This is a genomic window from uncultured Pseudomonas sp., assembly GCF_913774235.1.
Classification (GTDB): Bacteria; Pseudomonadota; Gammaproteobacteria; order Pseudomonadales; family Pseudomonadaceae; genus Chryseomonas.
The window spans coordinates 243,368-266,793 of record NZ_CAJYDW010000019.1 but is presented as its reverse complement, the minus strand read 5'-3'; the positions used below and the strand labels follow the sequence as shown (position 1 = coordinate 266,793).

Annotated in this window: 23 protein-coding genes; 14 read left to right on the top strand and 9 right to left on the bottom strand. The window is 63.8% G+C overall.

Annotation, left to right across the window (positions count from 1 at the left end):
• Position 1: 1 nt before the first annotated feature.
• Complete coding sequence (locus tag QZ471_RS21765) at positions 2-814, top strand: helix-turn-helix transcriptional regulator (RefSeq protein ID WP_295467764.1); 813 nt, start codon at positions 2-4, stop codon at positions 812-814.
• Here QZ471_RS21765 and QZ471_RS21760 read toward each other — a convergent pair.
• Together QZ471_RS21760 and QZ471_RS21755 are read right to left on the bottom strand one after the other, a co-directional pair.
• Complete coding sequence (locus QZ471_RS21760) at positions 771-1,841, bottom strand: 2-isopropylmalate synthase (RefSeq protein WP_295467761.1); 1,071 nt, start codon at positions 1,839-1,841, stop codon at positions 771-773. The two genes, QZ471_RS21765 and QZ471_RS21760, sit on opposite strands and share 44 nt — an antisense overlap.
• A gap of 155 nt (positions 1,842-1,996) precedes the next feature.
• Positions 1,997-3,358, bottom strand: coding sequence for an MFS transporter (locus tag QZ471_RS21755; protein ID WP_295467758.1), 1,362 nt, complete (start codon positions 3,356-3,358; stop codon positions 1,997-1,999).
• Positions 3,359-3,654: 296 nt separating this feature from the next.
• On the opposite strand from QZ471_RS21755, the gene QZ471_RS21750 reads away from it, so the two are divergent.
• Together QZ471_RS21750 and QZ471_RS21745 are read left to right on the top strand one after the other, a co-directional pair.
• Complete coding sequence (locus tag QZ471_RS21750; protein WP_295467756.1) at positions 3,655-5,772, top strand: ATP-binding protein; 2,118 nt, start codon at positions 3,655-3,657, stop codon at positions 5,770-5,772.
• 399 nt (positions 5,773-6,171) lie between these two features.
• Positions 6,172-6,450, top strand: a complete 279-nt coding sequence (locus tag QZ471_RS21745; protein ID WP_295467754.1) for a hypothetical protein — start codon at positions 6,172-6,174, stop codon at positions 6,448-6,450.
• Here QZ471_RS21745 and QZ471_RS21740 read toward each other — a convergent pair.
• Complete coding sequence (locus QZ471_RS21740; protein ID WP_295467752.1) at positions 6,438-7,223, bottom strand: aldolase; 786 nt, start codon at positions 7,221-7,223, stop codon at positions 6,438-6,440. The two genes, QZ471_RS21745 and QZ471_RS21740, sit on opposite strands and share 13 nt — an antisense overlap.
• Before the next feature lie 134 nt (positions 7,224-7,357).
• Here QZ471_RS21740 and QZ471_RS21735 point away from each other — a divergent pair, with 134 nt between their 5' ends.
• Positions 7,358-9,175, top strand: coding sequence for a nucleotide pyrophosphatase/phosphodiesterase family protein (locus QZ471_RS21735; protein ID WP_295467750.1), 1,818 nt, complete (start codon positions 7,358-7,360; stop codon positions 9,173-9,175).
• Positions 9,176-9,208: 33 nt separating this feature from the next.
• Here the strand turns inward: QZ471_RS21735 and QZ471_RS21730 are convergent, their stop codons facing one another.
• From QZ471_RS21730 to QZ471_RS21720, 3 genes are all read right to left on the bottom strand, one after another.
• Positions 9,209-10,039: a PhzF family phenazine biosynthesis protein gene (locus QZ471_RS21730; protein ID WP_295467748.1), complete on the bottom strand. Its 831-nt coding sequence runs from the start codon at positions 10,037-10,039 to the stop codon at positions 9,209-9,211.
• A 459-nt stretch (positions 10,040-10,498) separates the two neighbouring features.
• Positions 10,499-10,636 (bottom strand): hypothetical protein, encoded by a 138-nt coding sequence (locus QZ471_RS21725; protein WP_295467746.1) that lies wholly within the window; start codon positions 10,634-10,636, stop codon positions 10,499-10,501.
• A gap of 59 nt (positions 10,637-10,695) precedes the next feature.
• Complete coding sequence (locus QZ471_RS21720; RefSeq protein ID WP_295467744.1) at positions 10,696-11,259, bottom strand: TetR/AcrR family transcriptional regulator; 564 nt, start codon at positions 11,257-11,259, stop codon at positions 10,696-10,698.
• Positions 11,260-11,332: 73 nt separating this feature from the next.
• Between QZ471_RS21720 and QZ471_RS21715 the strand changes: the two genes are divergently transcribed.
• From QZ471_RS21715 to QZ471_RS21680, 8 genes are all read left to right on the top strand, one after another.
• Positions 11,333-12,205: an alpha/beta fold hydrolase gene (locus QZ471_RS21715; protein ID WP_295467742.1), complete on the top strand. Its 873-nt coding sequence runs from the start codon at positions 11,333-11,335 to the stop codon at positions 12,203-12,205.
• A gap of 369 nt (positions 12,206-12,574) precedes the next feature.
• Entirely contained in the window at positions 12,575-12,817 is a 243-nt protein-coding gene (locus QZ471_RS21710) for a hypothetical protein (RefSeq protein WP_295467740.1), read from the top strand.
• Positions 12,818-13,074: 257 nt separating this feature from the next.
• Positions 13,075-13,827: a hypothetical protein gene (locus tag QZ471_RS21705; RefSeq protein WP_295467738.1), complete on the top strand. Its 753-nt coding sequence runs from the start codon at positions 13,075-13,077 to the stop codon at positions 13,825-13,827.
• 168 nt (positions 13,828-13,995) lie between these two features.
• On the top strand, positions 13,996-15,183 hold the full coding sequence (locus tag QZ471_RS21700) for an FRG domain-containing protein (RefSeq protein ID WP_295467736.1): 1,188 nt from the start codon (positions 13,996-13,998) through the stop codon (positions 15,181-15,183).
• Between the two features lie 243 nt (positions 15,184-15,426).
• Positions 15,427-16,548, top strand: a complete 1,122-nt coding sequence (locus tag QZ471_RS21695) for a hypothetical protein (RefSeq protein WP_295467734.1) — start codon at positions 15,427-15,429, stop codon at positions 16,546-16,548.
• A gap of 352 nt (positions 16,549-16,900) precedes the next feature.
• On the top strand, positions 16,901-17,680 hold the full coding sequence (locus tag QZ471_RS21690; protein ID WP_295467732.1) for a hypothetical protein: 780 nt from the start codon (positions 16,901-16,903) through the stop codon (positions 17,678-17,680).
• Between the two features lie 199 nt (positions 17,681-17,879).
• A complete protein-coding gene (locus QZ471_RS21685; RefSeq protein ID WP_295467729.1) occupies positions 17,880-18,359 on the top strand; it encodes a hypothetical protein in 480 nt (159 codons plus the stop codon).
• A gap of 59 nt (positions 18,360-18,418) precedes the next feature.
• Complete coding sequence (locus QZ471_RS21680) at positions 18,419-19,234, top strand: glucose 1-dehydrogenase (protein ID WP_295467727.1); 816 nt, start codon at positions 18,419-18,421, stop codon at positions 19,232-19,234.
• Positions 19,235-19,238: 4 nt separating this feature from the next.
• Here the strand turns inward: QZ471_RS21680 and QZ471_RS21675 are convergent, their stop codons facing one another.
• Complete coding sequence (locus tag QZ471_RS21675) at positions 19,239-20,399, bottom strand: GAF domain-containing protein (protein ID WP_295467725.1); 1,161 nt, start codon at positions 20,397-20,399, stop codon at positions 19,239-19,241.
• 40 nt (positions 20,400-20,439) lie between these two features.
• Complete coding sequence (locus tag QZ471_RS21670; RefSeq protein ID WP_295467723.1) at positions 20,440-20,721, bottom strand: hypothetical protein; 282 nt, start codon at positions 20,719-20,721, stop codon at positions 20,440-20,442.
• Between the two features lie 287 nt (positions 20,722-21,008).
• Here QZ471_RS21670 and QZ471_RS21665 point away from each other — a divergent pair, with 287 nt between their 5' ends.
• Together QZ471_RS21665 and QZ471_RS21660 are read left to right on the top strand one after the other, a co-directional pair.
• Positions 21,009-22,085, top strand: a complete 1,077-nt coding sequence (locus tag QZ471_RS21665) for an alpha/beta fold hydrolase (protein ID WP_295467721.1) — start codon at positions 21,009-21,011, stop codon at positions 22,083-22,085.
• Positions 22,086-22,201: 116 nt separating this feature from the next.
• Positions 22,202-22,810 carry a transferase gene (locus tag QZ471_RS21660; protein ID WP_295467719.1) on the top strand — a complete coding sequence of 203 codons (609 nt, stop codon included), beginning with the start codon at positions 22,202-22,204 and terminating at the stop codon, positions 22,808-22,810.
• Between the two features lie 6 nt (positions 22,811-22,816).
• On the opposite strand, the gene QZ471_RS21655 is transcribed toward QZ471_RS21660, so the two are convergent.
• Entirely contained in the window at positions 22,817-23,317 is a 501-nt protein-coding gene (locus tag QZ471_RS21655) for a GNAT family N-acetyltransferase (RefSeq protein ID WP_295467717.1), read from the bottom strand.
• Positions 23,318-23,426 lie beyond the last annotated feature (109 nt).

Genomic DNA, 23,426 nt, shown 5'->3' with positions numbered 1-23,426 from the left:
CATGCTCGTCGACGTCAGCTTCTGCAACGGCCTGTACGCCCTGTCCCAGGACTATGCCCATGGCGACCGGGTACCCGCGCATCGCCATCGTCAGGCGCAACTGATCCAGGCGCTCTGTGGCGTGGTGGTGGTCAACACCGCCCAGGGCCGCTGGGTGGCGCCGCCGGGGCGGGGCGTCTGGATACCCGCCGGCGAGGAGCACGACCTGCACCTGCTGGGGCGAACCGAGGTACGCACCCTGTTCGTCGAGCCCGAGGCCCGGGCCGACCTACCGACCCGCAGCCAGTTGATCGCCGTCTCGCCGCTGTTGCGCGAGTTAATCCTCGCCGCCCTGCCCTTGCCCGCCGATCGACCGGCCGAGGGTCGCGGCCGGCATATCCTGCAACTGATACTCGAGGAAGTGCAGGGCTCGCCCGCCGCGGGACTGCACCTGCCCTGGCCAGGCGACCGGCCACTCGCCGAGCTGTGTCGTCACTTGCGCCAGCACCCGGGCGAACCCTGGACGCTGGCCCGGGCCGCCGCACGCCTGGCGGTCAGCGAGCGTACCCTGAGCCGGCTGTTCCTCAAGGAGACCGGGCTGAGCTTCGGCCAGTGGCTGCAACGGGCGCGGCTGGATTCCAGCCTGACCTCCCTGGCCGCCGGCCACGCCATCGTCGACGTGGCCCTGGATCACGGCTACGCCAGTCCCAGCGCCTTCGCCACCCGCTTTCGCCAGGTGCTGGGCGTGTCGCCCTCGGCCTATCGGGGGCAGGCGGACCTGCCCGACGCCACTACCCCAGCCGCGCTGCCAGACCGAGATCGGCCGGATCGATGAGCCCCAGGGCCGCGCCCTGCTCCGGATAGGCAGCCAGGGCCAGGCGACCGCCATAGGGATGCCGCGGGTGGATCGCCAGCTGATTGCAGGCCTCCACCACGCTGGCCACCTCTTCCAGCCGTGAGAAGTCGATGCCCGGATCGACCCCCTGGCTGTAGAGATTCAGCGCCAGGGTTACCAGATCCACGTTGCCGGTGCGTTCGCCGTTGCCGAACAGGCAGCCTTCCACCCGCGTCGCGCCGGCCAGCTGGGCCAGCTCGGCGCAGGCGACGCCAGTGCCGCGATCGTTGTGTGGATGGACGCTGATGGTCACGTGGGGCGCCAGGCCCAGGCCGCGGATGAAGCCTTCGATCTGATCGGCATAGACGTTGGGCGTCGCCACCTCCACCGTCGCCGGCAGGTTGAGGATCAGCGGCCGCTCCGCCGACGGCTGCCAGGCCTCGCGCACTGCCTGGCAGATCTCCAGGGCGAAGTCCGGCTCGGTGAAGCAGAAGGTCTCGGGCGAGTATTGATAGGTCCAGGCGGTCTCCGGCTGGGCGTCGCAGCAGGCGCGCACCCGCTGGGTGCCGGCCACCGCCATCGCCAGGGTGGCGGCGTGATCCTGGCCGAAGACCACCCGACGAAACACCGGCGCGGTGGCGTTGTAGAGGTGCACGATGGCGCGCGGTACCCCGACCAGGGCAGCGAAGGTGCGGTCGATCAGTTCGCCGCGCGCCGGCGTCATCACCTGCAACCAGAGATCGTCCGGCAGGTCGTCCCGCCCGACCAGCTCCCGGACGAAGTCGAAATCGGTCTGGGAGGCGGCGGGAAAGGCAACCTCGATTTCCCGGTAACCCACCGCCACCAGCAGCTCGAAGAAGCGCCGCTTGCGCGCCAGGCCCATGGGTTCGATCAGCGCCTGGTTGCCGTCGCGCAGGTCGGTAGAGCACCAGCGCGGCGCCTGGCTGAGTTGGCGGCCTGGCCACTGCCGATCAGGCAGGCGCGGCGCGGAGAAGGCTCGGTACTTGGTCTGAGGCTGCTTGAGCATGGGGGACTCCGATAGGCTGGAGTCGGGAGTCTGACCGGCCGTCCTGCTCCCTGCGCTCGCGAGCAGGACAGCCCCCTGCGCGATCCGGACAGGCACGCCATGAAAAAGGCCGCCTGGGGATACCAGGCGGCCTTGGTCTTCGCTCGGGCTGGGCTTCAGTCCACCGCGATCCGCTCCAGCGGCACCGGCTTGAGGCGCGGCGTGAGGAAATGGATCACCAGGATAGCCACCAGATAGGCGCTGCCGGCGACGATGAAGATCGGCTGGTAGGACTTGAAGATCTCCAGGATGTAGCCGTTGTAGGTGGTCATCAGCATGCCGCCGATGGCACCGGCGGTGCCGCCGATGCCGATCACCGAGGCCACGGCTTCCTTGGGGAAGAGATCCGACGGCAGGGTCATCAGGTTGGCCGACCAGGCCTGGTGGGCGGCGGCGGCGAGACCGATGATGCCGACCACCAGCCACAGGCTGGAGACGAACTGGGCGGTGACGATGGGCACCACGGCCAGGGCGCAGAGCAGCATGGTGGTCTTGCGCGCCAGGTTGGCGTTGCGACCCAGCTTCATCTGCTTGGACGAGCCCCAGCCGCCCAGCACCGAGCCGATGTCGGCGAGGATGTAGATGGCGATCAGCGGCGGGCCGAAGGACTTGAGATTCAGGCCATAGGTCTTGCCAAGGAAGTCCGGCAGCCAGAACAGATACAGCCACCAGATCGGATCGGTGAGGAACTTGCCGGCGGCATAGGCCCAGGTCTCGCGGAAGGTCAGCAGCTTGAACCAGGAGATCTTGGTCTGGCTGGTCGGGGTGGCGGCCACCGGGGAGCCATCGTCGGCCTGGATATGGGCCAGTTCCTCACGGCTCACCTTGGGATGCTCGTGGGGGCGACGATAGATCAGCAGCCAGGCGATCAGCCACAGCGCGGTGACGATGCCGATGGAGATGAAGGCCGCGCGCCAGCCCCAGGTCAGGGTGATGATCGGCACCAGCAAAGGTGTGATGATCGGCCCCATGGCGGTACCGGCGTTGAAGATGCCGGTGGCCTGGGCGCGCTCCTTCTGCGGAAACCATTCCGACACCGCCTTGAGGCTGGCCGGAAAGCTCCCGGATTCGCCGAAGCCGAGGGTGAAACGCACCAGCACGAAGTGGGTGACGGTATGGGCGATGCCGTGGCCGATGCTGGCAATGGTCCAGATGGTGAAGGCCAGGGCGTAGCCGATGCGCACCCCCACCTTGTCGATGATGCGCCCGAAGGTGAGGAAGCCGATGGCATAGGCGCACTGGAACCAGAACACGATCTTGGCGTAGTCGGTCTCCGTCCAACCCAGGTCCGCCTGCAGCGTGGGCTTGAGGATGCCGATCATCTGGCGGTCGATGTAGTTGATGCCGATGGCGATGAACAGCAGGGCGCAGATCAACCAGCGATAGCGGGTGAAGCGGGAGGCTTGGTGCGCGGAGGCGACGGGCGAGACCTGCGGCCGCGGGGCGGAGTCCGTCCCGGGAGTGACCTGGATAGTCATGTAGTGGGCTTCCTGACTTGTTGTTATGGCCGGCATGAACCGGGGTCGTTGGAAAGCTGTTACCAGATATTCATATGACATCGTATGAGTGACTTTCCGAGGTGTCAATCCACCCAAGGCCTAGTGGCCAGGCGATCAGGCAGTCGCTATCCGCGAGGTGGGCAGACCCCGCTCATCCCCTGGAACGCACCGTCCAGACCGCCAGGTGACGTGTCTGGCACTTTTCAATGCGGCAGCGTCTAATGCCCACCCTCGAAGCCAAGTCTTCTCCTCCTCTTCCCGTCGTAGAGAGTGTCGTGTCCGTCGCAGACCTACCCGCCCTGATGGCCCGTCTTGCGCAGCTGGAGCAGAGCAACGACGAGCTGCGCCGCCAGCTCGAAGTCCGCGACCAGCCGTCGGCGGGGACCTCGGCCCTGGCCAGCGAGCGCTACCAGTTCCTGTTCAACGCCATGGACGAAGGCTTCTGCATCATCGAATTCCTCGACGGCCCCCATGGCCCGCTGAGCGACTACCTCCACGTCGAAGCCAACCCGGCCTACGCCGCCCACGCCGGCATCCCCAACGTGGTGGGCCAGAAGCTGCGCGACATGGTCGGCGACGAGGCCCAGGCCTGGCTCGACCGCTACGGCCACGTGCTGCGCACCGGCGAATCCATTCGCTTCGAGCAAGAATTGGTGGCCACCGGGCGCTACCTGGACGTGACCGCCTTTCGCATCGAGCCCGCCAGCCGGCGCCAGGTCGCAGTGCTGTTCCAGGACATCACCCCGCGCAAGCGCGCCGAGGCGGCGTTGCGCCAGCTCAACGAGACGCTGGAAGAGCGGGTGCAGGCGACCCTGGCGGCCAACCGCATCCTGGCCAGCGTGGTGGACGGCGCCAGCGCCCTCATCCAGGTGCTGGACTACAATTTCCGCTGGCTGGCGATCAATGGCACGGGCGCCGCGGTGTTCGAACGGCTGATCGGCGTCCAGCCGCGGATCGGCGATTCCTTCCTGGAAGCCCTGGCTGGCCATCCCGAACTGCGCGACCGGGTACTGCCGCTGTGGCGGCGGGCCTTCGCCGGAGAGGAATTCAGCGAGGTCATCAGCGTCGGCGAAGAGCCGACGACCCGCCATTACGAATTGCAGTTCAGCGTGCTGCGCGACGCCGACGGCCGTGCCCTCGGCGCCTATCAATTCGCCTACGACGTCACCAGCCGCCTGGAGGAGCAGCAGCGCCTCAAGGTCATGGAAGAAGCGTTGCGGCATTCCCAGAAGATGGAAGCCGTCGGCCAGCTCACCGGTGGCATCGCCCATGACTTCAACAATCTGCTCACCGGCGTCCTGGGTTCGCTGGAAATGCTCGACCTGCGCCTGCGCCAGGGCCGCCTGCAGGACCTCGACCGCTACACCGGCACCGCCCGCAGCGCCGCCCAACGCGCCGCCGCCCTCACCCATCGCCTGCTGGCCTTCTCCCGCCGGCAGACCCTGGATCCCCAGCCGGTGGCCCTGGAACAGCTGGTGCTCGGCCTCGAAGACCTCATCCAGCGCAGCATAGGTCCGCAGATCGTGCTGGAGCGCGAGGCCGATCCCGACCTCTGGCTGACCCACGTCGACGCCTCGCAGCTGGAGAACGCCCTGCTCAACCTCTGCCTCAATGCCCGCGACGCCATGCCGGAGGGCGGGCGCATCCGCATCGTGCTGGCCAACGAGCGCCTGGGCGAAGGCCGCGCTCCGCGCGGTAGCCTGACCGAAGGCGACTACGTGCGCCTGAGCGTGGGCGATACCGGCAGCGGCATGAGCGAGGAGATCCGCGCGCGGGTGTTCGATCCCTTCTTCACCACCAAGCCCCTTGGCCAGGGCACCGGCCTGGGCCTGTCCATGGTGCATGGCTTCGTGCTGCAGTCGGGCGGCAGCATCCAGATCGAATCGACGCCCGGCGCCGGCACCTGGGTCCACCTCTGCCTGCCGCGCCATCACCTCGTGCCGGTCGAGCCGACGCCCGTCTACCCCGAGCAGCAACGACTGGTGCCGGGCCACGGCGAAACCCTGCTGGTGGTGGATGACGAACCCACCATCCGTGCGCTGGTGACGGAGGCCATGACCGCCCAGGGCTACCAGGTGCTGGAAGCGGCCGAAGGTGCCAGCGCCCTCGACCTGATCCGGAGCGGCGCCGCCGTGGACCTGCTGGTCACCGACGTTGGCCTGCCCGGTGCCCTCAACGGTCGCCAGCTCGCCGATGCGGTGCGCAGCCTGAGGCCACAGCTGCCAGTGCTGTTCATCACCGGCTACGCGGAAAGCCACGCCATCGGCGACGGCGACCTGGATACCGGCATGCGCGTGCTGATCAAACCCTTCACCCTGGATACCCTCGAACGTCGGGTCCAGCTGATGCTGGGCGATCCCCTCGCCGAGGGCGGCGACGGCGATACCCTTTAGTGGCTTTTTGCTATCATCGCCCGAACGATGATGGATCGTCCCGCGAGAAGCCCATGGACAAGCTTTCCCCCCTGAAACTGCTGTTGATCTTCGCCGTGATCGCCGCCATGGCGCTCCTGGCCGCCCAGATTCGCTAGGCGGGCCGCGGGCTTACCCGCAACTGGAATCTTTTCACCGCGATCGGCATTCGTTAAGCCAGTCCTAAGCCGCAGCTGCCAGTCTGTGCCCATGCCGTCATGGCATCGTAGAAGCTGACATCTGCGTTTTAGCCCGGGTAGGACCCGGGCTTTTTTTCGTCTGCGCAAAAATTGAGCAGCAGTCCACGCCTCGAAGGTTTGCCACTGCGGCCTCACCGGCAGGCCCTGGCATCATGGATTTCTCGTCCAGGAGGGACACCCCATGATCACCAGGATGCCGTCCGCTACCGCCCTGCCGCTCGCCTACGACGTCTGTCCGCTGGGAATGGACGTACCGGCGCTCTCCCTCGAGATCCTGCGTCGGGGTTTTCTGGCGCTGGATCATCACGGCCAGCGCGACGTCGGTCGCGCCATCAAGCAGCACCTGCGCGAACGCCTGGTGGCCGACCTGGCCGGCGAACTGCCGCTGGCCGCCCTGCAGAGCGGCGCTGACGCCAGCGACGCCTGCGCGCAGCCCGTGCGCCGTCATCAGTCCCGGTAATCCGGCTCCAGGCGCAACAGCTGGCGCTTCACGCTTTCCAGGTGCAGCCGGGCGCTGTCGGCGTTGCCCTGCAGCATCTGCTGGCAGGCGGCGTGGGCGATGCTCGGGGCCACCGGCTTGAGCGGTCGGCCGCTGGCCATGGCCTTGAGCTGTACCTCGGCAGCGCGCTCCAGGTAATAGAGGTCGTCCCACGCCTCGGCGATGCTCGGGCCGAGCACCAGCGGACCGTGATTCTTCAACAGCACCACGGCGGCGTCCCCGGCGGCCCGGGCGATACGCTCGCCCTCGGCGTAGTCCAGCGCCAGGCCGTTGTAGTCCTCGTCCACGGTGAGGCGATCATAGAACTTCAGCGCGGTCTGCCCGGCCCAGACGAAGGGCTCGCCCTCCAGCAGGCAGAGCGCCGTGGCGTTGGGCATATGGGTGTGGAAGGCCGCCCGCGCCTGCGGGTTGAGGCGATGCAACTGGGCATGGATATAGAAGGCGGTGGCTTCGGGCGCGCCGTCGCCGGCCACCACGCCGCCGGTAAAATCGCAGATCAGCAGCGAAGAGGCGGTGACCTCGGCGAAGGCCAGGCCGTAGGGATTGACCAGGAACAGATCGTCGTGCCCCGGCACTACGAAGGAGAAGTGGTTGCAGATCCCCTCGCCCAGGCCCAGGCGGGCAGCCATGCGGAAACAGGCGGCCAGATCGATGCGTGCCTGGCGAATGGCCGGGGTGTCGAGATCACGGAAGGAAGCGGCGGTGGAAACAGCGGGATCGAAGGCGTGGGCCATGGAAAGCTCCTTGGAAAGAGGCCGTAACGTTGCACAAAGGATGCCGAGGGCCTGTCACCTCGCTGTCATCATAAAAATGCAGCAATCTCTTGTTACACCTCTGCCTCCACTCTTCAACTCTCAGGGATCCTTCCATGGCGTTCATCCCCACCCTGCTCGCCCGTGCCTGCTGCCTCACCCTGCTCGCCAGTTCGGCCGCCATGGCCGCCGCACCGGCGCGCAACGTGATTCTCTTCATCCCCGACGGCCTGCGCGCCGGCATCGTCGATGAGCAGACCGCACCGAACCTGGCCCAGCTGCGCCGTGAGGGGGTGAACTTCCAGAACAGCCATTCGCTCTTCCCCACCTTCACCACGCCCAACGCCTCGGCCATGGCCACCGGGCACTACCTGGGCGATACCGGGGATTTCGGTAACACCCTCTACACCGGCTTCCCGGTGCCGGGCGCGGGGGGCAGCGTCACCCCCTTCCTGGAGAACGACGAAGTATTGGGCGACGTGGACGAACACTTCGCCGGCAACTACCTGGACGAGGAAACCCTGCTGGCCGCCGCGCGCGAAGCCGGGCTGTCCACCGCCGCCGTCGGCAAGCTCGGCCCGGTGGCCATCCAGGACGTGACCGCCCGCGATGGCGAGAAGACCGTGATCGTCGACGACTCCACCGGCCACCCCACCGGCATTCCGCTGAGCGCCGCCATGCAGGACGCCCTGAAACAGGCCGGCCTGCCCCTGGAAGCCCCGAGCCGGGGCGCCAACGGCAAGGCCGGCAACGCCACCACCCCGGGCACCCTGAGCGCCAACGTCGAGCAGCAGCGCTACTTCCTCGACGTCACCAACCAGGTGCTGCTGCCGCGCTTCAAGGAGAGCGGCAAGCCCTTCGTGCTGGTGTTCTGGTCGCGCGATCCGGACGGCACCCAGCACAACCAGGGCGACAGCCTGGGCAAGGTCACCCCCGGCATCAACGGCCCCACCAGCCTGGCCGCCATCCGCAACGTCGACACCAACCTCGGCGCCCTGCGCGCCCGGCTGAAGGAGCTGGGGCTGGACGGCAACACCGACATCTTCGTCAGCGCCGACCACGGCTTCTCCACCATCTCCAAGGAGAGCAAGACCAGTCCGGCGGCCCAGGCCAGCTACCAAGACGTGCCCAAGGGCCAGCTGCCGCCCGGCTTCCTCGCCCTGGATATCGCCGCCGCGCTGAAATTGCCGCTGCTCGATCCGGACGCCAAGAGCGCTGCGGTGGAGATGGACAAGGGCCAGCACCCGAGCAAGGCCAACGGCCTGATCGGCCCCGACCCGGCCAAGCCGGAGGTGGTGGTGGCGGCCAACGGTGGTTCGGATCTGGTCTATCTGCCGCAGGGCGATGCCAAGGCGCTGGCGCCCAAGGTGGTCGCGGCACTGCTCAAGCAGGATTACGTCAGCGGCCTGTTCGTCGATGACGACCTGGGCAAGATCCCCGGCACCCTGCCGCTGTCGGCCATCAACCTCAAGGGCTCGGCGCTGACCCCTTACCCGGCCATCGTGGTCAACTTCCGTTCCTACGACAGCGGCTGCGGCAAGCCCGACGTCTGCGCCGTGGAAGTGGCCGACACCGGTCTGCAACAGGGCCAGGGCATGCACGGCAGCTTCAGCCGCGGCGATACCCACAACTTCATGGCGGCCATCGGCCCGGACTTCCGCAAAGGCTTCGTCGACCCCAGCCCGGCCAGCAACGCCGACGTCGGCCAGACCCTGGCGCACCTGCTGCACCTGCAGATTCCGGCCAAGGGCCAACTGGTCGGCCGGGTGCTCGATGAAAGCCTCGAAGGCGGCAAGCCGGTCAAGGCCAGCCACCAAGAACAGCGCTCGCAACCGGCGCAGGACGGCCTGGTCACCGAGCTGAAGACCCAGACCGTGGGCAAGACCCGCTACTTCGACGTCGCCGGTTTCAAGGGGCGTTCGGTCGGGTTGTAAGGGGTTGGCGGACGCTCGACGGAGCGTCCGCCTTCAGAGCTCCAGGGTGCCGCGGATGCAGTCCTGCACCGCGCCGCCCACCCAGATACGGCCGTCGATGCGCGCCACCCGCACCCGTCCGCGCCGGCCCATGGCCGTGCCCTGGCTGGCCAGGTAGCGCTCCGGCGCCAGGCCCGCCGGGATCAGCCACTGCGCCAGGCTGGCGTTGAGGCTACCGGTGACCGGGTCCTCGGCGAATTCCTCACCCATCAGCGCCCGCACCTCGAAGTGCGCCTCGGCCGCCGCGCCGCTCCAGGGTGCTATCAGGCCGACGTTCAGTCCTTCCAGGGCGCTGTAGTCCGGGCGGATCGCCAGCAACTCCTCGCGACTCTCCAACAGCACCGCCACCCAGCCTGGGCCGTTATCAGCCCATTGGCTGGCCTGGATGCGCTCAGGCGCCAGACCGGTGCCGCGGGCGATGCGCGCCAGCACCTCGGGCTCCACCGGCCCACCGCGCAGCAAGGGTGGCGCGGCGAAGGCCAGCTCCTCACCCGCCGCGCGGATCGGCACCAGGCCGGCACCGCACTCCTGGATCACCTCGACGCCCTTCGGCCGCCCGCCTTCGCGCAACCAGACATGGCAACTGCCCAGGGTCGGATGACCGGCGAAGGGCAGTTCGCGCTGCGGGGTGAAGATGCGCACCCGGTAGTCCGCCGCCGGATCGGTGGGTGCGAGCAGGAAGGTGGTTTCCGATAGGTTGGTCCAACGGGCAAGGGCGGCCATCTGCTTGGTGGAGAGATGGTCAGCACCGCAGACCACCGCCAGGGCGTTGCCCTCCAGGGGGCGCTGGGCGAAGACATCGACCTGATGAAAGACGAGGGACATGCTGGCGGACTCCTGAGGGCAAAGAGCCGATTGTCCGCACCTGCAGCGCCTGTCGACCAGCTACAGCCAGAGGGGGAAGCGGCCGTACAGAAACGTAGCCCTCACCCCAACTCTCTCCCGGAGGGAGAGGGGTCGCCCAGTGCATCGAGGAAACGCCTGGTATTCGATCGATGCCTACGTGGAAAACGCTACGCGGTTTTCCACACTACGCACGGCCCCCGCAGTGTGGACAACGGCGCAGCCTTGTCCACGTTACAGACCGGTAGGACGGATGACGGCGCAGCCTCATCCAAACGCCAGCTGTGTGGGAAAACCATGCCGCGTTTTCCACCTGAATACCCGCTAACACCAAAGCCTTACCAAAGTACCGAGCAACCCCCTCTCCCCCTGGGAGAGGGTTGGGGTGAGGGCTTCGCCCACGGTCGGCAGGGTGGCCTCCTCCACACGCAGGCCCTGACCCTAGCGCTTCGGACTCAAGGGACTGTCGTCCAGGTCCTCGCGCTCTTCTGTGGTGGTGGTATTGGCCGAGTCGGGCACGTCGCCGTATTCGTCGTAGTCGTGAGGGGTCTGCTGGTCGTCCGCGGATTCGGGATGCATGGGGTACTCCAGTGAGAGAGACACCCCTGATGGAGTCCGCCGGCCTGGGCGCGTTCCCGTCAGACCAGCGCCACCAGACGCTCGGCCACCCGGTCGAAGGGTTCGATGCTGCGCTGGGCACGGCACAACGGGATCACCCCCTGCACCGCCGCCACCAGCAAGGTGGCCAGCCCGGTGGCTGCATCCGCCGAATGCCCATGCTCCACCAGCGCCAGCTGCAAACGCGCCTCCCAGCGGCGATAGATGCTCGCTGCCGCATCCAGCTCGCGCTGGGCGATCTCGTCCACCGGCTCTTCCACCGCCACCGCCATCACCGGGCAGCCGACGCGAAAGTCCGAGTCCAGCAGGATGTCGCGCCACAGCCGCAGGAAGCCCTGGATACCCGCCCGCGCCCCGGCCTGCAGCTGCTGTTCCAGGTCGCGACTGACCTGGGCGCCCGCCAGCTCCACCGCCTCCACCACCAGTTGGTGCTTGCCGCCGGGGAAATGATGATAGGTGGAGCCCAGCGGCGCCTCGGCGCGCTTGATGGTCTCGCGGATGCTGGTGGCATTGAGGCCGTGCTGGGCCAGCATGGCCGAGGCCGCTACCACCACCCGCTGCCGTACCTTCGACTGCTCGGTCATCCATTCTCCTTGCTATGACAGCTGTCATAACCTACCGTCCAGGCATTATAACAACTGTCATAGGGACCACCCCATGCCCAGCGACGCCCTCGTCGAGGAATTGATCACCGCGGACGGTTATCGCCTCAGCACCAGTCGCTTTCCGGCCCAGGGGCCGCTGCAAGGACGGCTGATCGTCGCCGGCGCCACCGCCGTGCCTCAGGGCTTCTACCGCCGCTTCGCTCAGCACGCCGCCGCCCGCGGCTTCGAGACTCTGACCCTGGACTACCGCGGCGTCGGCCGCTCGGCGCCGGCCTCGCTCAAGGGCTTTCGCATGGACCTGCTGGACTGGGCGCGCCAGGACCTCGCCGCCGCCGTGGACGCCATGGCCCAGGACGACGTGCCGCTCTACCTGGTCGGCCACTCCTATGGCGGCCATGCCTTCGGCCTCTTGCCCAACCACGCCAAGGTGGCCGGCTTCTATGTCTTCGGCACCAGCGCCGGCTGGTACGGCTATATGCCGCCGCTGGAGCGCCTCAAGGTGCTGACCATGTGGAAACTGGTGCTGCCGGTGCTGACCTGGTGGAAGGGTTACTGCCCCTGGAGCGCCCTGGGCCTGGGCGAAGACCTGCCGCGCGACGTCTATCGCCAGTGGCGCCACTGGTGCAGCCTGCCCCACTACTTCTTCGACGACCCGGCCATGCGCGGCATCGAAGTCGGCTTCGCCGCGGTGCGCACCCCCATCGTCGCGGTCAACGCCCTGGACGACCTCTGGGCCACCCCGCAATCGCGTGATGCCTTCATGCAGGCCTATCGCAACACCGATCTCCAGCGCGAAGACCTCGACCCGCGCCTGCACGGCGGTGCCATCGGCCATATGGGCTACTTTCGCGCCAGCGCGGAGCCGCTGTGGGATAGAGCGTTGGATTGGTTCACTGCCCTGCCCCAGGCGCCAAGCCCGAGTTGAGCAGTGAATAGGCGCACTGCGCAGCACCCATGACCAGGGCTGGGGCGGACTAACATCTCCAGCCCACACCTCTTAAAGTCAGGGGATCAAGCCCCACATACCGCGACCGCCTGGATGGTCGTGGTGACAGCTCGTCGACTCCAGCACCCGCCTGATTTGGTGCTACCACCGCGCTCGCCTTAAGCCGAAGCCCCGCGAACTCTCGGTTTCAGCCCTATTACTCGTAAAATCGTCGGACTTAATTGCAAAAATGAGCTCGACTCCGGCACTTCGCCAGCCTTGACGCTCTCCCGCCTGCCACCTAACGTGAAATCCATCACAAGGAAGTGGCCGGAACGATCTCTCGTCCCGGCCCGGCCAGGAGGCCGCATGCCCGCCAAAGATCGCCATGGCAAGACCGCGCAAGACTACCGAAGCGCGCTCATCGCCGAACTCGATGTCGTTCCCGAATACCGCCGCCGCAAGCCCCGGCCCTCTCCCCTGCTGCTCATCTGGCTGCTGATGCCCGTTGCCCTGCTCTGGCTCAACTGGCCTTGGGTACAGCGTTGGCTGCATACCGCTCCTCTGGCTGAACAGCCGCTCGACGTTTCAGAAGCCCAAGCCCCTACGTGACAACCGCAACGTTTGCATAAGTCACTAAAAGGGCTCGATTTAGTATAGAGGCACAAAAAAGGAAAAAATTAGCAATTTATCTCCAGCACCCAAATATAAAATCCAAACTGGCCAGAAATAAAATCACACCAAAGGCAATAAACCTGAAAAATCCAACAAATTAATTCACAACTCTAAACACACATACGGAAAAACTGAGAAACCATTTCATAAAAATCCAAACCTAAAGATAAATTGAGCCATCGAAAAAGTTAGCCATGAAAAATAAAGATACAGAAATAACACCCATTATAAATAAGATCATATCCATAACAAAAGAAAAATCGCTCGAATATTTTTCTTGGAAAATACCTTCTGATTGCCCTATAAAAATCCCCACCTCATTGAGAAATAATTATGAAAGAAATATCTATCTAAAAGAAAATTTCGTCAAAAACATTACAAATCCAGCGGGTGACGATTATTACTGGATAATAAACAAATGGGGAAGAATCACATCCTTCAAGAAAAATGAAAAAAACGATATGCTACTAACTTCATTCAGGAGAGAAATTGAGTCTGGAACGCTATCTAGCGATAGTTTTAGTCGTATCTCGTCGCTATCTAAAGTAGCTTCTTTTTTAAACCCAACCAAATATGCCATCTATGACTCAAGAGCAATATTTAGTCTGAACTGGATAATTTATACGCATGCTAATCAACTAGATTTATACCCACAACCTCCAGGACGGCCCTCTAAAATTTCTGCATTAGACTGCAAGACCATTTTCACCCTTCACAATCCAAAGGTAAGATATCATCCGCATCAAATAGCATATCATCATTATTGCGAGCTAATGCGCACACTTAGCCAGGCTGTTTTCGGAGAAGCATCCAAACCTTACAAGATAGAAATGCTCTTATTTTTACTGGCACCGAGCTATATAGTCAACGAAATAAAAGAAGGCACCACAATAACCATTAAGCAACCCAACCAAGCCAACCCAGGTCAAATTCAAACCAAAGGCTAGCAAACTAACATGTATAATTTATTTGTTACAGCAGAAGAAAACGCATGAGAATCGCAAGGATATGAATATAGCCGAAGCAGGTTTCTCGAGTACACCAATGAGGAATTGGCTAGAAAATTTAAGTCTCTCGACGCTGAACAAGTTGAATATCTGAAAAGCATTCCTTGCTTGTTCGCCTACGAGGGCTTTAACCAAGAAATAAAAATAGGCCGCCTAACGAACATCCAAGACCGAGGAAAAAATATATCGATAGAATATGAATTTCATCCTGACATCCGCCCATTGGATCACACAGAAATTGTGCGCCTTTCTACTCTACTCGACATCCGCAAATGGGAAATTAACCGCACCCACTGGGCTATTAAAAACGAAGAACTATACGACAGACTCAAGTCAGAAAACCTAATCCCTCAGAACACCAAAGAGTGGCCAGAAAGAACAGTACAAAAACGTCAACCACCTGAGTCCAAGGGAAATTCAGCTCGTATAAGTACGGTTGCAGGATTCATCAAAAAGGTCACAAACGATATAGACTCCACGGGCCACGAAGTTTTTTATAGAGGCCATTCAGACCGGCGCACATATAAGCTTGAACCTTCGCTTTTCAGAAAAGACCCAAGCGGCAACTACGTATACTTACATAATGAGCACATCCTATACCGAGAACTCATTGTTTCGAACGCAATTGACTTTGAGTCTGATCAATACACCCTTGATCGCTTAGTCCGAATGCAGCACTACTCACTACCCACCCGCCTCCTGGATATAACATCAAACCCTCTCATTGCATTGTATTTTGCGTGCAAATCCAAATACGGGGAGCCGGTAAATGGAAAGTACGAAGGGGAAACCGAAGGCGAAGTTATTGTATTCCTAATAACCGAGAGCAAAATTAAATACTTTGATTCTGACAAGGCCAGTTGTATTGCGAATCTAGCGCGCATGCCAAAAACAGACAAAGATCAAATTACGTTTGAAACTGAAGATATCTGCACTTTTAACGATCAGCCATCCATAAAGCGACTTACACACTTCATCAGAGAAGAAAAGCCATTCTTCAAACCAGAAATAATCGCCAATCATTTGAAAGATATAGTTTGTGTGAAAAGCAAAAGAACTAATGCCAGGATACATTCACAATCCGGCGCATTTTTATTATTTGGCATAGATGCGGTACTAGATGAAAGCGGATCAAATGAAATCAAGGTCATAAGAATGTCTATTTCAAACAAGGCATCAATACTAAAAGAGCTGGACCGCTTAAATATAAACGAAAGCACCGTTTTTCCATACATCGAAAATTCAGCAAAGTATATTGCCAACAGATATAAATTTATCGCACCCACACCGAAATAACCAACCGTCCAAACAGCGAAAAGACCGCCCCAATACGAAAAACACATTAGAATAAGAACCTAGAAACAGCACAAATCAAAACCAGTATCTCACCCCAAGAAAATCGCTTAGAAAAACTTCTTTAATACCAATCTTTTGGTCGATTGCACGCTTGAACCCACTAAGTAAACTATCGTTGGAGCGCTTCCGTTAATGCCAGCAATTAATGCCAGCGACTGCCCCTAACTAACACGGACCGTCCCCATGCCCACCTCCCGCTCCCTCATGATGCTGTTGCTCTTGGCCAACACCTCCGCCAGCTGGGCCGCGTCCCAGACGGCGAATGTCCAGCAAAGCGGTGGCTTCAACGTGGTGAACCTGGACCAGGGTAGTGGGCTAGCGGCGCGGAACCAGGCGGATATCCAGCAGAGCGGTAGCTTCCTGAACGCCCAGGTCACCCAGCAGAACGATGCCGATGACAGCGTTCGGTTGGTGCAGGACAGCGGCAAGAGCGTGGCGGTGGTCAACCAGAGCTGGGGCGCGCGGCGGCGGGTGGATATCGAGCAGGTGGATGCCGGCTACGGGCGGGTGGAGGTGAATCAGGGGCCGGGCGCGGACAACGAGACGGTGGTGCGGCAGAGCGGTCTGCGGCAGGACACCCTGGTGCAGCAGGATGGCGGCTCGCACCGGATCACCATCGATCAGACCGGCGAGCGCGCGGGCGACAACACCCTCAGCGTACGGCAGAACGGGCTGAACGGCACCCTGGACCTGCGTCAGTACGGCGATGCTCTGGATCTGCAGGTGGTCAGCGTCGGGTTGCGCAACGCGGCCTGGATCAATCAGAACGGCAACGCTTCGACCACCCTCATCGAGCAGAACGGCAACGACAACTACGTGGGCCTCAAGCAGGCCGGCGAGCGGGTGGATACCAAGGTAGTGCAGCAGGGCGACGGCAACGATGTCCGCGGCCAGCACGCCAGTGGCTATTCGCGGCCCAGCACCCTGGACGTCGCCCAGCGTGGCGATCTCAACCGCGCGGAGGTGAATGTCTATGGCGTGGGTAGCCAGCTGACCCTGGCGCAGACCGGGGACGGCAATGGCGCCTCGGCCATCGTCTCGGGCGAGGGCAATCAGCTGGATCTGGTGTCCACTGGCGACGGCAATGGCATCACGGCCTACTACCTGGGCAATGATGGCCAGCTGAAGGTGGATCAGCAAGGCAGCGGCCTCGGGGTGACGACCTATGTCACGGGCGATACCTCGAGCATCAGCGTCAATCAGAGCGGCTTCCAGCACACCGCCAACCTGACCCAGGCCACGGCCGGCAATGCCATCAACCTGACCCAGAGCGGGTTTTCCAATCACGCGGTGATTACCCAGTAGGTTGCGGCGGGCTGACAAGGAAGAGCTGGGGTACCGCCTCGGTCGTCCATCAGCCCAGCGTGCTGTGCAGCCACTGGCGCGGTGTTTCGGACGGTATCCAGGCAAGGTCGGCGGCGCTGCCATTCCCTGCCATGGCACTGCCCTGACTCGTCGCAGCGTCTGGTCCTCCGAAAAATCACCTGCCGCTGCGTGCGCGAGCGTCCGAGGCACCGCACTAGCCCTTTTGAGCTATTGCGCCTGCCGCTTCAGGCATTAGCTTACTGACGACGAGTTTCTCAACTTCCGCGCACCGCTCGTCACAGCAACGCTGCTGCCGTACCCCAGTCGTAACCCGCTACCAGGACAAGCCCCCATGCATACCTCCCGCGTTGCCATGATGATGTTGCTGCTGACCAGCATCGGGATGGCCTGGGCGGACGACCAGCCGGACAACGGGGAAGACACCCGCCGTTCGTTGCCGCCGATCCATGTTCGCCAGAGCGTGGAACTGACCTACCAGGGCGTCAACGAGGCGCGGGCGAACTATCTGGCGGCCCTGCGCGACTGCCAGGCGGGTGGATTGCAAAGCCGCGCGCTGGCCGATCAAGACGTCGCCTTGCTCGGCACTACCCGCTATGAGCTGTGGTTCGCGCGGGATATCGAGGTGGTTCGCGAGACGAGTTGGAGGGTCGCCAACGACGGCCCAGGCGGTACCTGCCTGTTCCGCCTGGAGACCACCGGCACCCAGGAAACCACCACCGACAGCTCTTACCAGCGGGTGGATCTGGCAACGGGTGAAAAGACCGAAGAGGCCGCAGCGCCAGACGCCTTGAGCCGTATGCCGGTGGAAAGGAGCGCGCCGGCCGCGCTGGGCGATTTCCAGGGGCCGACCCCACGGACGGTGGCCGGGCAGCCGTGTGATGACTGGGTCAAGCCGAATGGCCTGCACCAGTGCGTCTGGTCGGCGGGGGCGAAGTGGGGCTTCGCGGCCGAGCCGCTGAACGACCATCGGCCCAATCGGGGTTTCATCGTGCTGGAGCAGCTACCCGGCGCCGACTCGGAGTACAGGGTCACCACCCAGGCGATGAGTGTGGGCGAGCCGTTCGACCCGGCCGCGCTGGTTGCACCAAGGGTATCGGGGAAGCGCGACTAGGGGCTGGATGAACGGAGCTTGGGCGGCATCGGGACAGCGCTGGCGCGCGAGCCAGGCCTGAGGGTTCCGTTTCATGGGTGGCCTGCGTGCAACGAGGGACAGGGCGCTCGACATCACGCCTGGCAGCCCGGGATGGCAGCCTCAATCTTTCCCCCAAGCCGCCGCTAACCTTGCCTACCCTTCGAAGATGGAGTTCGCCATGTCCGGCCTAGGATCGGTGAAAGGTATCGGCAGCGGCATCCTGCATCCCGTCACCCTCAGGCTGAGTGGCGCGGCCAAGCCCAAGGACGAGGACCTAGCGGCCGCCCAGGCCGCGCACGCCAAGCAGCCCAAGGGCATCGGCAAGCCCAACCCGCTCGATGGGATCAAGGCCAAGGCCGATGCTGCAGCCAGCGGCAACGAGAAAGGCAGCACCGGCAACAGCACCCTGGATGCGCTGCAGAAGGCCATCGACATGGCCAAGCGGCAACTGGAGTTGGCGCAGAAGCAGTTGCGTGCGGTGGAAGCCCAGAGCAAGGGCGCCAGCGAGGAAGACCGGGACGCCAGCCAGGCCGCGCGGGAAGCCGCCCAGGCCAACGTGACGGCCGCCAGCGAGGCGCTGATGAATGCCTATGCCGCCTACACCGAAGCGCTGAAGAAGGCCGGCGGCAGCAGCGGTGGGGTCAGCGCCAAGGCCTGATCTGCGCTCAACGGCTTGGGTTACCCTTGGGGGCTCATGCACCGCTGGAGGAATCCACTATGGCCAACCGACTGCTCGCCAAGACCGCACTGGTCACCGGCGCGGCCCAGGGCATAGGCGCGGCCATCGCCCGGGCCTTCGTGGCGGAAGGTGCCTTCGTCTATGTCACCGACCTGAACGACGAGTTGGGCCGCGCCGTTGCGACCGAGTTGGGCGACCAGGCGCGCTATCTGCACCTGGATGTGCGTGACGAAGCTCAATGGCAGCAGGTGACGGGGCAGATCCTCACCGAGCGCGGACGGCTCGACGTGCTGGTGAACAATGCCGGGATCACCGGATTCGAGCAGGGGATGGTGGCCCACGACCCGGAACACGCCGCCCTGGAAGACTGGCAGGCGGTGCATCGCACCAATCTGGATGGCGTCTTCCTCGGCTGCAAGCATGGCATCCGTGCCATGCGCCCGGCGGGGGCTGGGGCCATCATCAATGTCTCGTCGCGCTCCGGGTTGGTGGGTATTCCCGGTGCGGCGGCCTACGCCTCGTCCAAGGCCGCGGTGCGTAACCACAGCAAGACGGTGGCGCTCTATTGCGCCGAACAGGGCCTGGCCATCCGCTGCAATTCGATCCACCCCGCTGCCATCCTCACGCCAATGTGGGAGCCCATGCTGGGCGACGGCCCGGAGCGCGAGGCACGCATGGCGGCGCTGGTGCGGGACACGCCGCTGCGGCGCTTCGGTCGCCCCGAGGAAGTAGCCGCCCTGGCAGTGCTGCTGGCCTCCGACGAGGCCGCCTACATGACCGGCAGCGAGCTGAATCTGGACGGTGGCCTGCTGGCGGGCTCGGCGGTAACGCCGGCCGTGACGGAAGAGTCCTAGCCCGCTACTGCTTGACCTTGAAGCTCAGCCGCAACTCGGTACCCCGTTGCCCGGCCGCTGACCACTGCGCCTGACCACCAATCTGGGCGGCCAGGCCCTCGATCAGCTTCATGCCGGTGCCGGACCCGGGCCTGGCGGCGGGGGCCTGCTGCGGCAGTCCCTTGCCGTCGTCACGGATGTGCACGCGCCAGGCGTCGCCGGTGGTGCTCTCGATGGTCACGGCGAGCCGACCGCCCTCGCCGTCGAAGGCGTACTTGAGGCTGTTGGAGGCGAATTCGGTGAGGATCAGCCCCAGGGGCACAGCGGTGTCGGGGCTCAGGTCGACGTCTTCGATGGCGATTTCCAGGCGCACCTGGCCGGAGTGTTCCTGGTGCAGGTGGCACAGGTTCTCCAGCAACTGCATGACGAAGGGCCGCAGCCGCAATTGCTTGGCGGTGTTGGCAACATAGAGCTGCTCGTGCACCAGGCGCAGGGTGTCGATGCGCGCGCCGATGGACTGCAGTTCCTGGCGCGTCTCGTCCGACTGGGCGGCGCGGGCGCGCAGCCAGACCAGCCCGGCGATGATGGCGATGTGGTTCTTGATGCGGTGTTGCATCTCCTGCATCAGCCGGGTGTTGGTTTCCAGAGCGACGTGCAGGTCGAGGGTCTTGAGCAGGCGGTCGATCACCGGGCCGAGGATGGTGGCGTAGGTGCGCAGGAATTCCACCTCTTCCTCGCCGAAATCCCGGGGCTCGCGGGCATCCACCTGCAGCAGGCCGTAGGGCCGGCCGCCGGGCAAGAAGATGGGCACGTTCACCAGCGCCCGCACGCCATGCTCGCGGAGGAATTCGGGGAGGTCGAAGCGCTCTTCCTTATCGATGTCCTCGGTGATCACCGGACGGCTGACCTTGATCGAATAGGCTTCGGAGGAGCGCTCGCCCAGGGAGATGCGGGCCTGGCCCACTACGCCGGGCTTCCAGCCGACGCCCGCGCGGACCAGCGCCGCATGCTCGCCGCGCTCGATCTCCAGGATCTTGGCCAGGTCGGTGCCCAGGGCATCGCCCACCAGGTGGCAGGCGCGGGTAAGGATCTCGTCCAGGTCTTCACAGCGCAGGGCGAAGTCACCGAAGTCCGCCAGCAGCTTCTGTCGGCGGATGAGGGTCTGGATGCGCGGGTGGTCGCTCATGGCGTCACGCTCTTCGTGCAGGGCTGGCGGGGGCGGTTTTTCAGGAACCGCTGGAAGCGGCCGGCTTGGGGCGGTCGTCGGGGTAGATGTCCTGGTCGGTGATGGCCGGATGGGTGCCCAGGGCGCGCAGTTCGTTCACCGCATCGCGGATCACGTCATAGAGCAGCGAGGTGTTGCGCACCAGGGTCTGGCTGAGGGTACGACTGACTCGCGCCGGGCGGGTCGGATCAATAAGGACGATCACCAGGTTGTCACCCTGGGACTGGAGCTCGTGCTTGATGGGCGGGTCCAGCGCCGCCAACTGGGTACGAAGGGCTTGCATGAGGCCAGGTGTTCTCCAAGAACTGTTGCTCATTCCGACTCGACCGCTGGCGCAAGCGTTCCAGCGTTGCGCTCGCCAACGCCGGCCAAGGGGAGTCGGCGAAGGGCACGGCCTCGCGGTGATGGCCGGCGCGGTGCGGTCACTGGCGGGTCGTGCGACGCAGGCGCTCGACCGCGGCCGATCCATCCGGTCCGCAAGGCGCACGTCCCGGCAGCGAATTGTCGGGGGGTGGGGTTTGGCTTTATAACCCTCTATCGTCAACTTCAATAACAATAGGAAAGCCTTCGATGACCAGGGCTCTTGATTGGCGACGCGCGATTGGCAGCCTTTGCTCTGCCGTTACCCTCCTTCTGCTGACCACCCAGACCGTCCAGGCGGACGAGCCACCCAAGCCGGTCGAAGGCGACTTCGAGCTGCCGCGCTTCACCTTCCATACCGGTCAAACCCTCGACAACTTCCGTCTGCACTATCTGACGCTGGGCAAACCGGGCAACCCGGCGATCCTGGTACTGCACGGCACCGGTCAGCAGGGCGCGGCGATGTTGAGCAAGGATGTGGGCGGCCAGCTGTTCGGCCCGGGCCAGCCGCTGGATGCGAGCAAGTATTTCATCGTCATTCCGGATGCAATCGGCACGGGTAAGTCGACCAAGCCCTCGGATGGCTTGCGCGCCGCCTTTCCCCAGTACGACTACGCCGACATGGTGCAGGCGCAATACCTGCTGCTCACCCAGGGTCTGGGGATCAAGCACCTGCGGCTGATCATCGGCAATTCGATGGGGGGCATGCAGACCTGGCTGTGGGGCGGCCTGCACCCCGGTTTCGCCGATGGCCTGGTGCCCATGGCGGCGCAGCCGACGGAGATGGCCGGCCGCAACTGGATCATGAGGCGCATGCTGGTGGAATCCATCAAGCAGGACCCGGCCTGGGATCACGGTAACTACCAGACCCAGCCGCCGTCCCTGCGCCTGGCCAAGACCATGTTCGAATTCGCCACCAGTGGCGGCACCCTGAACTACCAGGAGATCGCCGGCACCCATGCCAAGGCTGACGAACTGATCGACAAGCGCCTGGCCGCACCGGTCACGGTCGACGCCAATGACTTCATCTACCAGTGGGAGGCCTCGGCCGACTACAACGCCATGCCGGGACTGAGCAAGATCAAGGTGCCGGTGCTGGCCATCAACGCGGCGGACGACGAGCGCAATCCACCCGAAACGGGCCTCATGCAGGAGGCACTGAAGCAGGTGCCCAGCGCCCAGTATCTGCTGATCCCGGGCAGCGCCGACACGCGCGGTCACGGCACGACCGGCTTGGCCAGGCTCTATGCGGCGGAGCTGGCGCAATTCGTCGATAAACTGCCCTAGCCCTTTAGGCGGCAGGCCGCTCGCCCAGCGGGCCAGGCTTGCTGCCATGCACGACAGCATGAGGCGCAACCCAAGATGATGACCACGACGCCGAACGTGTTCCGCGAGCCCCTGCCATGAGCCCTCTGGACATCGGCACCTTCATCGCCCGCTGGCCGACGCTGGGCCTGGTGCCCGCCGATCCCTGGCGGATCACCCAGGAGTGCGAGGCGAATATCCGCGCCCTGCTGGAACGACTCGGCCCGGGCTTTCGCCGCGAGGGAGACCAGGCCATCCATGACAGTGCCGTGGTGGAGGCCGGCGTGGTATTGAAGGGGCCCTTGATCATCGGCGCTGGAGCCTTCGTGGCGACCGGGGCCTATCTGCGCGGTGGGGTCTATCTCGGCACAGGCTGCGGTGTAGGTCCGGCGTGCGAGGTGAAGAGCAGCCTGCTGCTGGACGGCAGCAAGCTGGCGCACTTCAACTTCGTCGGGGATTCGCTGATCGGCGCCGGGGTGAATCTGGAAGCCGGAGCCATCGTCGCCAACTACCGCAACGAGCTCGACGGCGCGCCCATCCGCATCCGCCATGGCGAGCGGGTGATCGAGACCGGGGTGCGCAAGTTCGGTGCCCTCATCGGTGATGGGTGCAAAGTGGGCGCCAATGCAGTGCTGGCACCCGGCACCCTGCTCCCCCCGGGAACCCGCGTGCCGCGGCTGGGACTGGTCGACCAGGGCGCCGACTAGCTGCACCTAGAGCGGCGTCTCTTCCTGCTGGTAGATCCGCAACCCACGCGCCTGGTAGTTGGCCAGGGCGGCCGGGTGGTCGAGGGTGCAGGTGTGCACCCAGACGCGCTCGGTGCCCGGCCAGTCCCAGGCGCTGCGCAGGGCATGGCTGAGCAGCGGTCCGCCGAAACCCAGGCCCATGAAGGCGCCGGCCAGGCCGAAGTAGCGGATCTCGACGTTGCGACCATCGGGGCGATACAGCTCGTAGTAACCGGCGATGGCGCCGCGGTGATAGGCGACCCAGGTGCGATGCCCTTCCTGCTCCACCAGCGCCCGCCATTGCTCATCGCTCCAGCGATTCAGATCGGTCCAATCCCAGGCCTTGCCGACCAGGGCATAGAGAAAGCGATTGAATTCGGGTTGCGGCACCTCGCACTCGACGATCTGCAGGTCGGGCCGCTGGGGCTTCTCGCGCAGCTCGGCCGATGAGGTCATTTCGAGGTAGAAGGTGGTGCAGGTCCGGTCCATCGCCAAGACTCCCTGGAAAGGTCAGACCTTATTGTGACCAGGGCCAGGGGCTTGGTGCCAGCCTGAATACGACCTCACAGGGACGCATTGAGCTCGTGACGGACTCTCC

What these genes read in the sequence shown, in the direction of transcription:
- QZ471_RS21765 (WP_295467764.1), top strand. Translation starts at nt 2, where the DNA reads ATGCTCGTCGACGTCAGCTTCTGCAACGGCCTGTACGCCCTGTCCCAG.
- QZ471_RS21760 (WP_295467761.1), bottom strand. Translation starts at nt 1,841, where the DNA reads ATGCTCAAGCAGCCTCAGACCAAGTACCGAGCCTTCTCCGCGCCGCGC.
- QZ471_RS21755 (WP_295467758.1), bottom strand. Translation starts at nt 3,358, where the DNA reads ATGACTATCCAGGTCACTCCCGGGACGGACTCCGCCCCGCGGCCGCAG.
- QZ471_RS21745 (WP_295467754.1), top strand. Translation starts at nt 6,172, where the DNA reads ATGATCACCAGGATGCCGTCCGCTACCGCCCTGCCGCTCGCCTACGAC.
- QZ471_RS21740 (WP_295467752.1), bottom strand. Translation starts at nt 7,223, where the DNA reads ATGGCCCACGCCTTCGATCCCGCTGTTTCCACCGCCGCTTCCTTCCGT.
- QZ471_RS21735 (WP_295467750.1), top strand. Translation starts at nt 7,358, where the DNA reads ATGGCGTTCATCCCCACCCTGCTCGCCCGTGCCTGCTGCCTCACCCTG.
- QZ471_RS21730 (WP_295467748.1), bottom strand. Translation starts at nt 10,039, where the DNA reads ATGTCCCTCGTCTTTCATCAGGTCGATGTCTTCGCCCAGCGCCCCCTG.
- QZ471_RS21725 (WP_295467746.1), bottom strand. Translation starts at nt 10,636, where the DNA reads ATGCATCCCGAATCCGCGGACGACCAGCAGACCCCTCACGACTACGAC.
- QZ471_RS21720 (WP_295467744.1), bottom strand. Translation starts at nt 11,259, where the DNA reads ATGACCGAGCAGTCGAAGGTACGGCAGCGGGTGGTGGTAGCGGCCTCG.
- QZ471_RS21715 (WP_295467742.1), top strand. Translation starts at nt 11,333, where the DNA reads ATGCCCAGCGACGCCCTCGTCGAGGAATTGATCACCGCGGACGGTTAT.
- QZ471_RS21710 (WP_295467740.1), top strand. Translation starts at nt 12,575, where the DNA reads ATGCCCGCCAAAGATCGCCATGGCAAGACCGCGCAAGACTACCGAAGC.
- QZ471_RS21705 (WP_295467738.1), top strand. Translation starts at nt 13,075, where the DNA reads ATGAAAAATAAAGATACAGAAATAACACCCATTATAAATAAGATCATA.
- QZ471_RS21695 (WP_295467734.1), top strand. Translation starts at nt 15,427, where the DNA reads ATGCCCACCTCCCGCTCCCTCATGATGCTGTTGCTCTTGGCCAACACC.
- QZ471_RS21690 (WP_295467732.1), top strand. Translation starts at nt 16,901, where the DNA reads ATGCATACCTCCCGCGTTGCCATGATGATGTTGCTGCTGACCAGCATC.
- QZ471_RS21685 (WP_295467729.1), top strand. Translation starts at nt 17,880, where the DNA reads ATGTCCGGCCTAGGATCGGTGAAAGGTATCGGCAGCGGCATCCTGCAT.
- QZ471_RS21680 (WP_295467727.1), top strand. Translation starts at nt 18,419, where the DNA reads ATGGCCAACCGACTGCTCGCCAAGACCGCACTGGTCACCGGCGCGGCC.
- QZ471_RS21675 (WP_295467725.1), bottom strand. Translation starts at nt 20,399, where the DNA reads ATGAGCGACCACCCGCGCATCCAGACCCTCATCCGCCGACAGAAGCTG.
- QZ471_RS21670 (WP_295467723.1), bottom strand. Translation starts at nt 20,721, where the DNA reads ATGCAAGCCCTTCGTACCCAGTTGGCGGCGCTGGACCCGCCCATCAAG.
- QZ471_RS21665 (WP_295467721.1), top strand. Translation starts at nt 21,009, where the DNA reads ATGACCAGGGCTCTTGATTGGCGACGCGCGATTGGCAGCCTTTGCTCT.
- QZ471_RS21660 (WP_295467719.1), top strand. Translation starts at nt 22,202, where the DNA reads ATGAGCCCTCTGGACATCGGCACCTTCATCGCCCGCTGGCCGACGCTG.
- QZ471_RS21655 (WP_295467717.1), bottom strand. Translation starts at nt 23,317, where the DNA reads ATGGACCGGACCTGCACCACCTTCTACCTCGAAATGACCTCATCGGCC.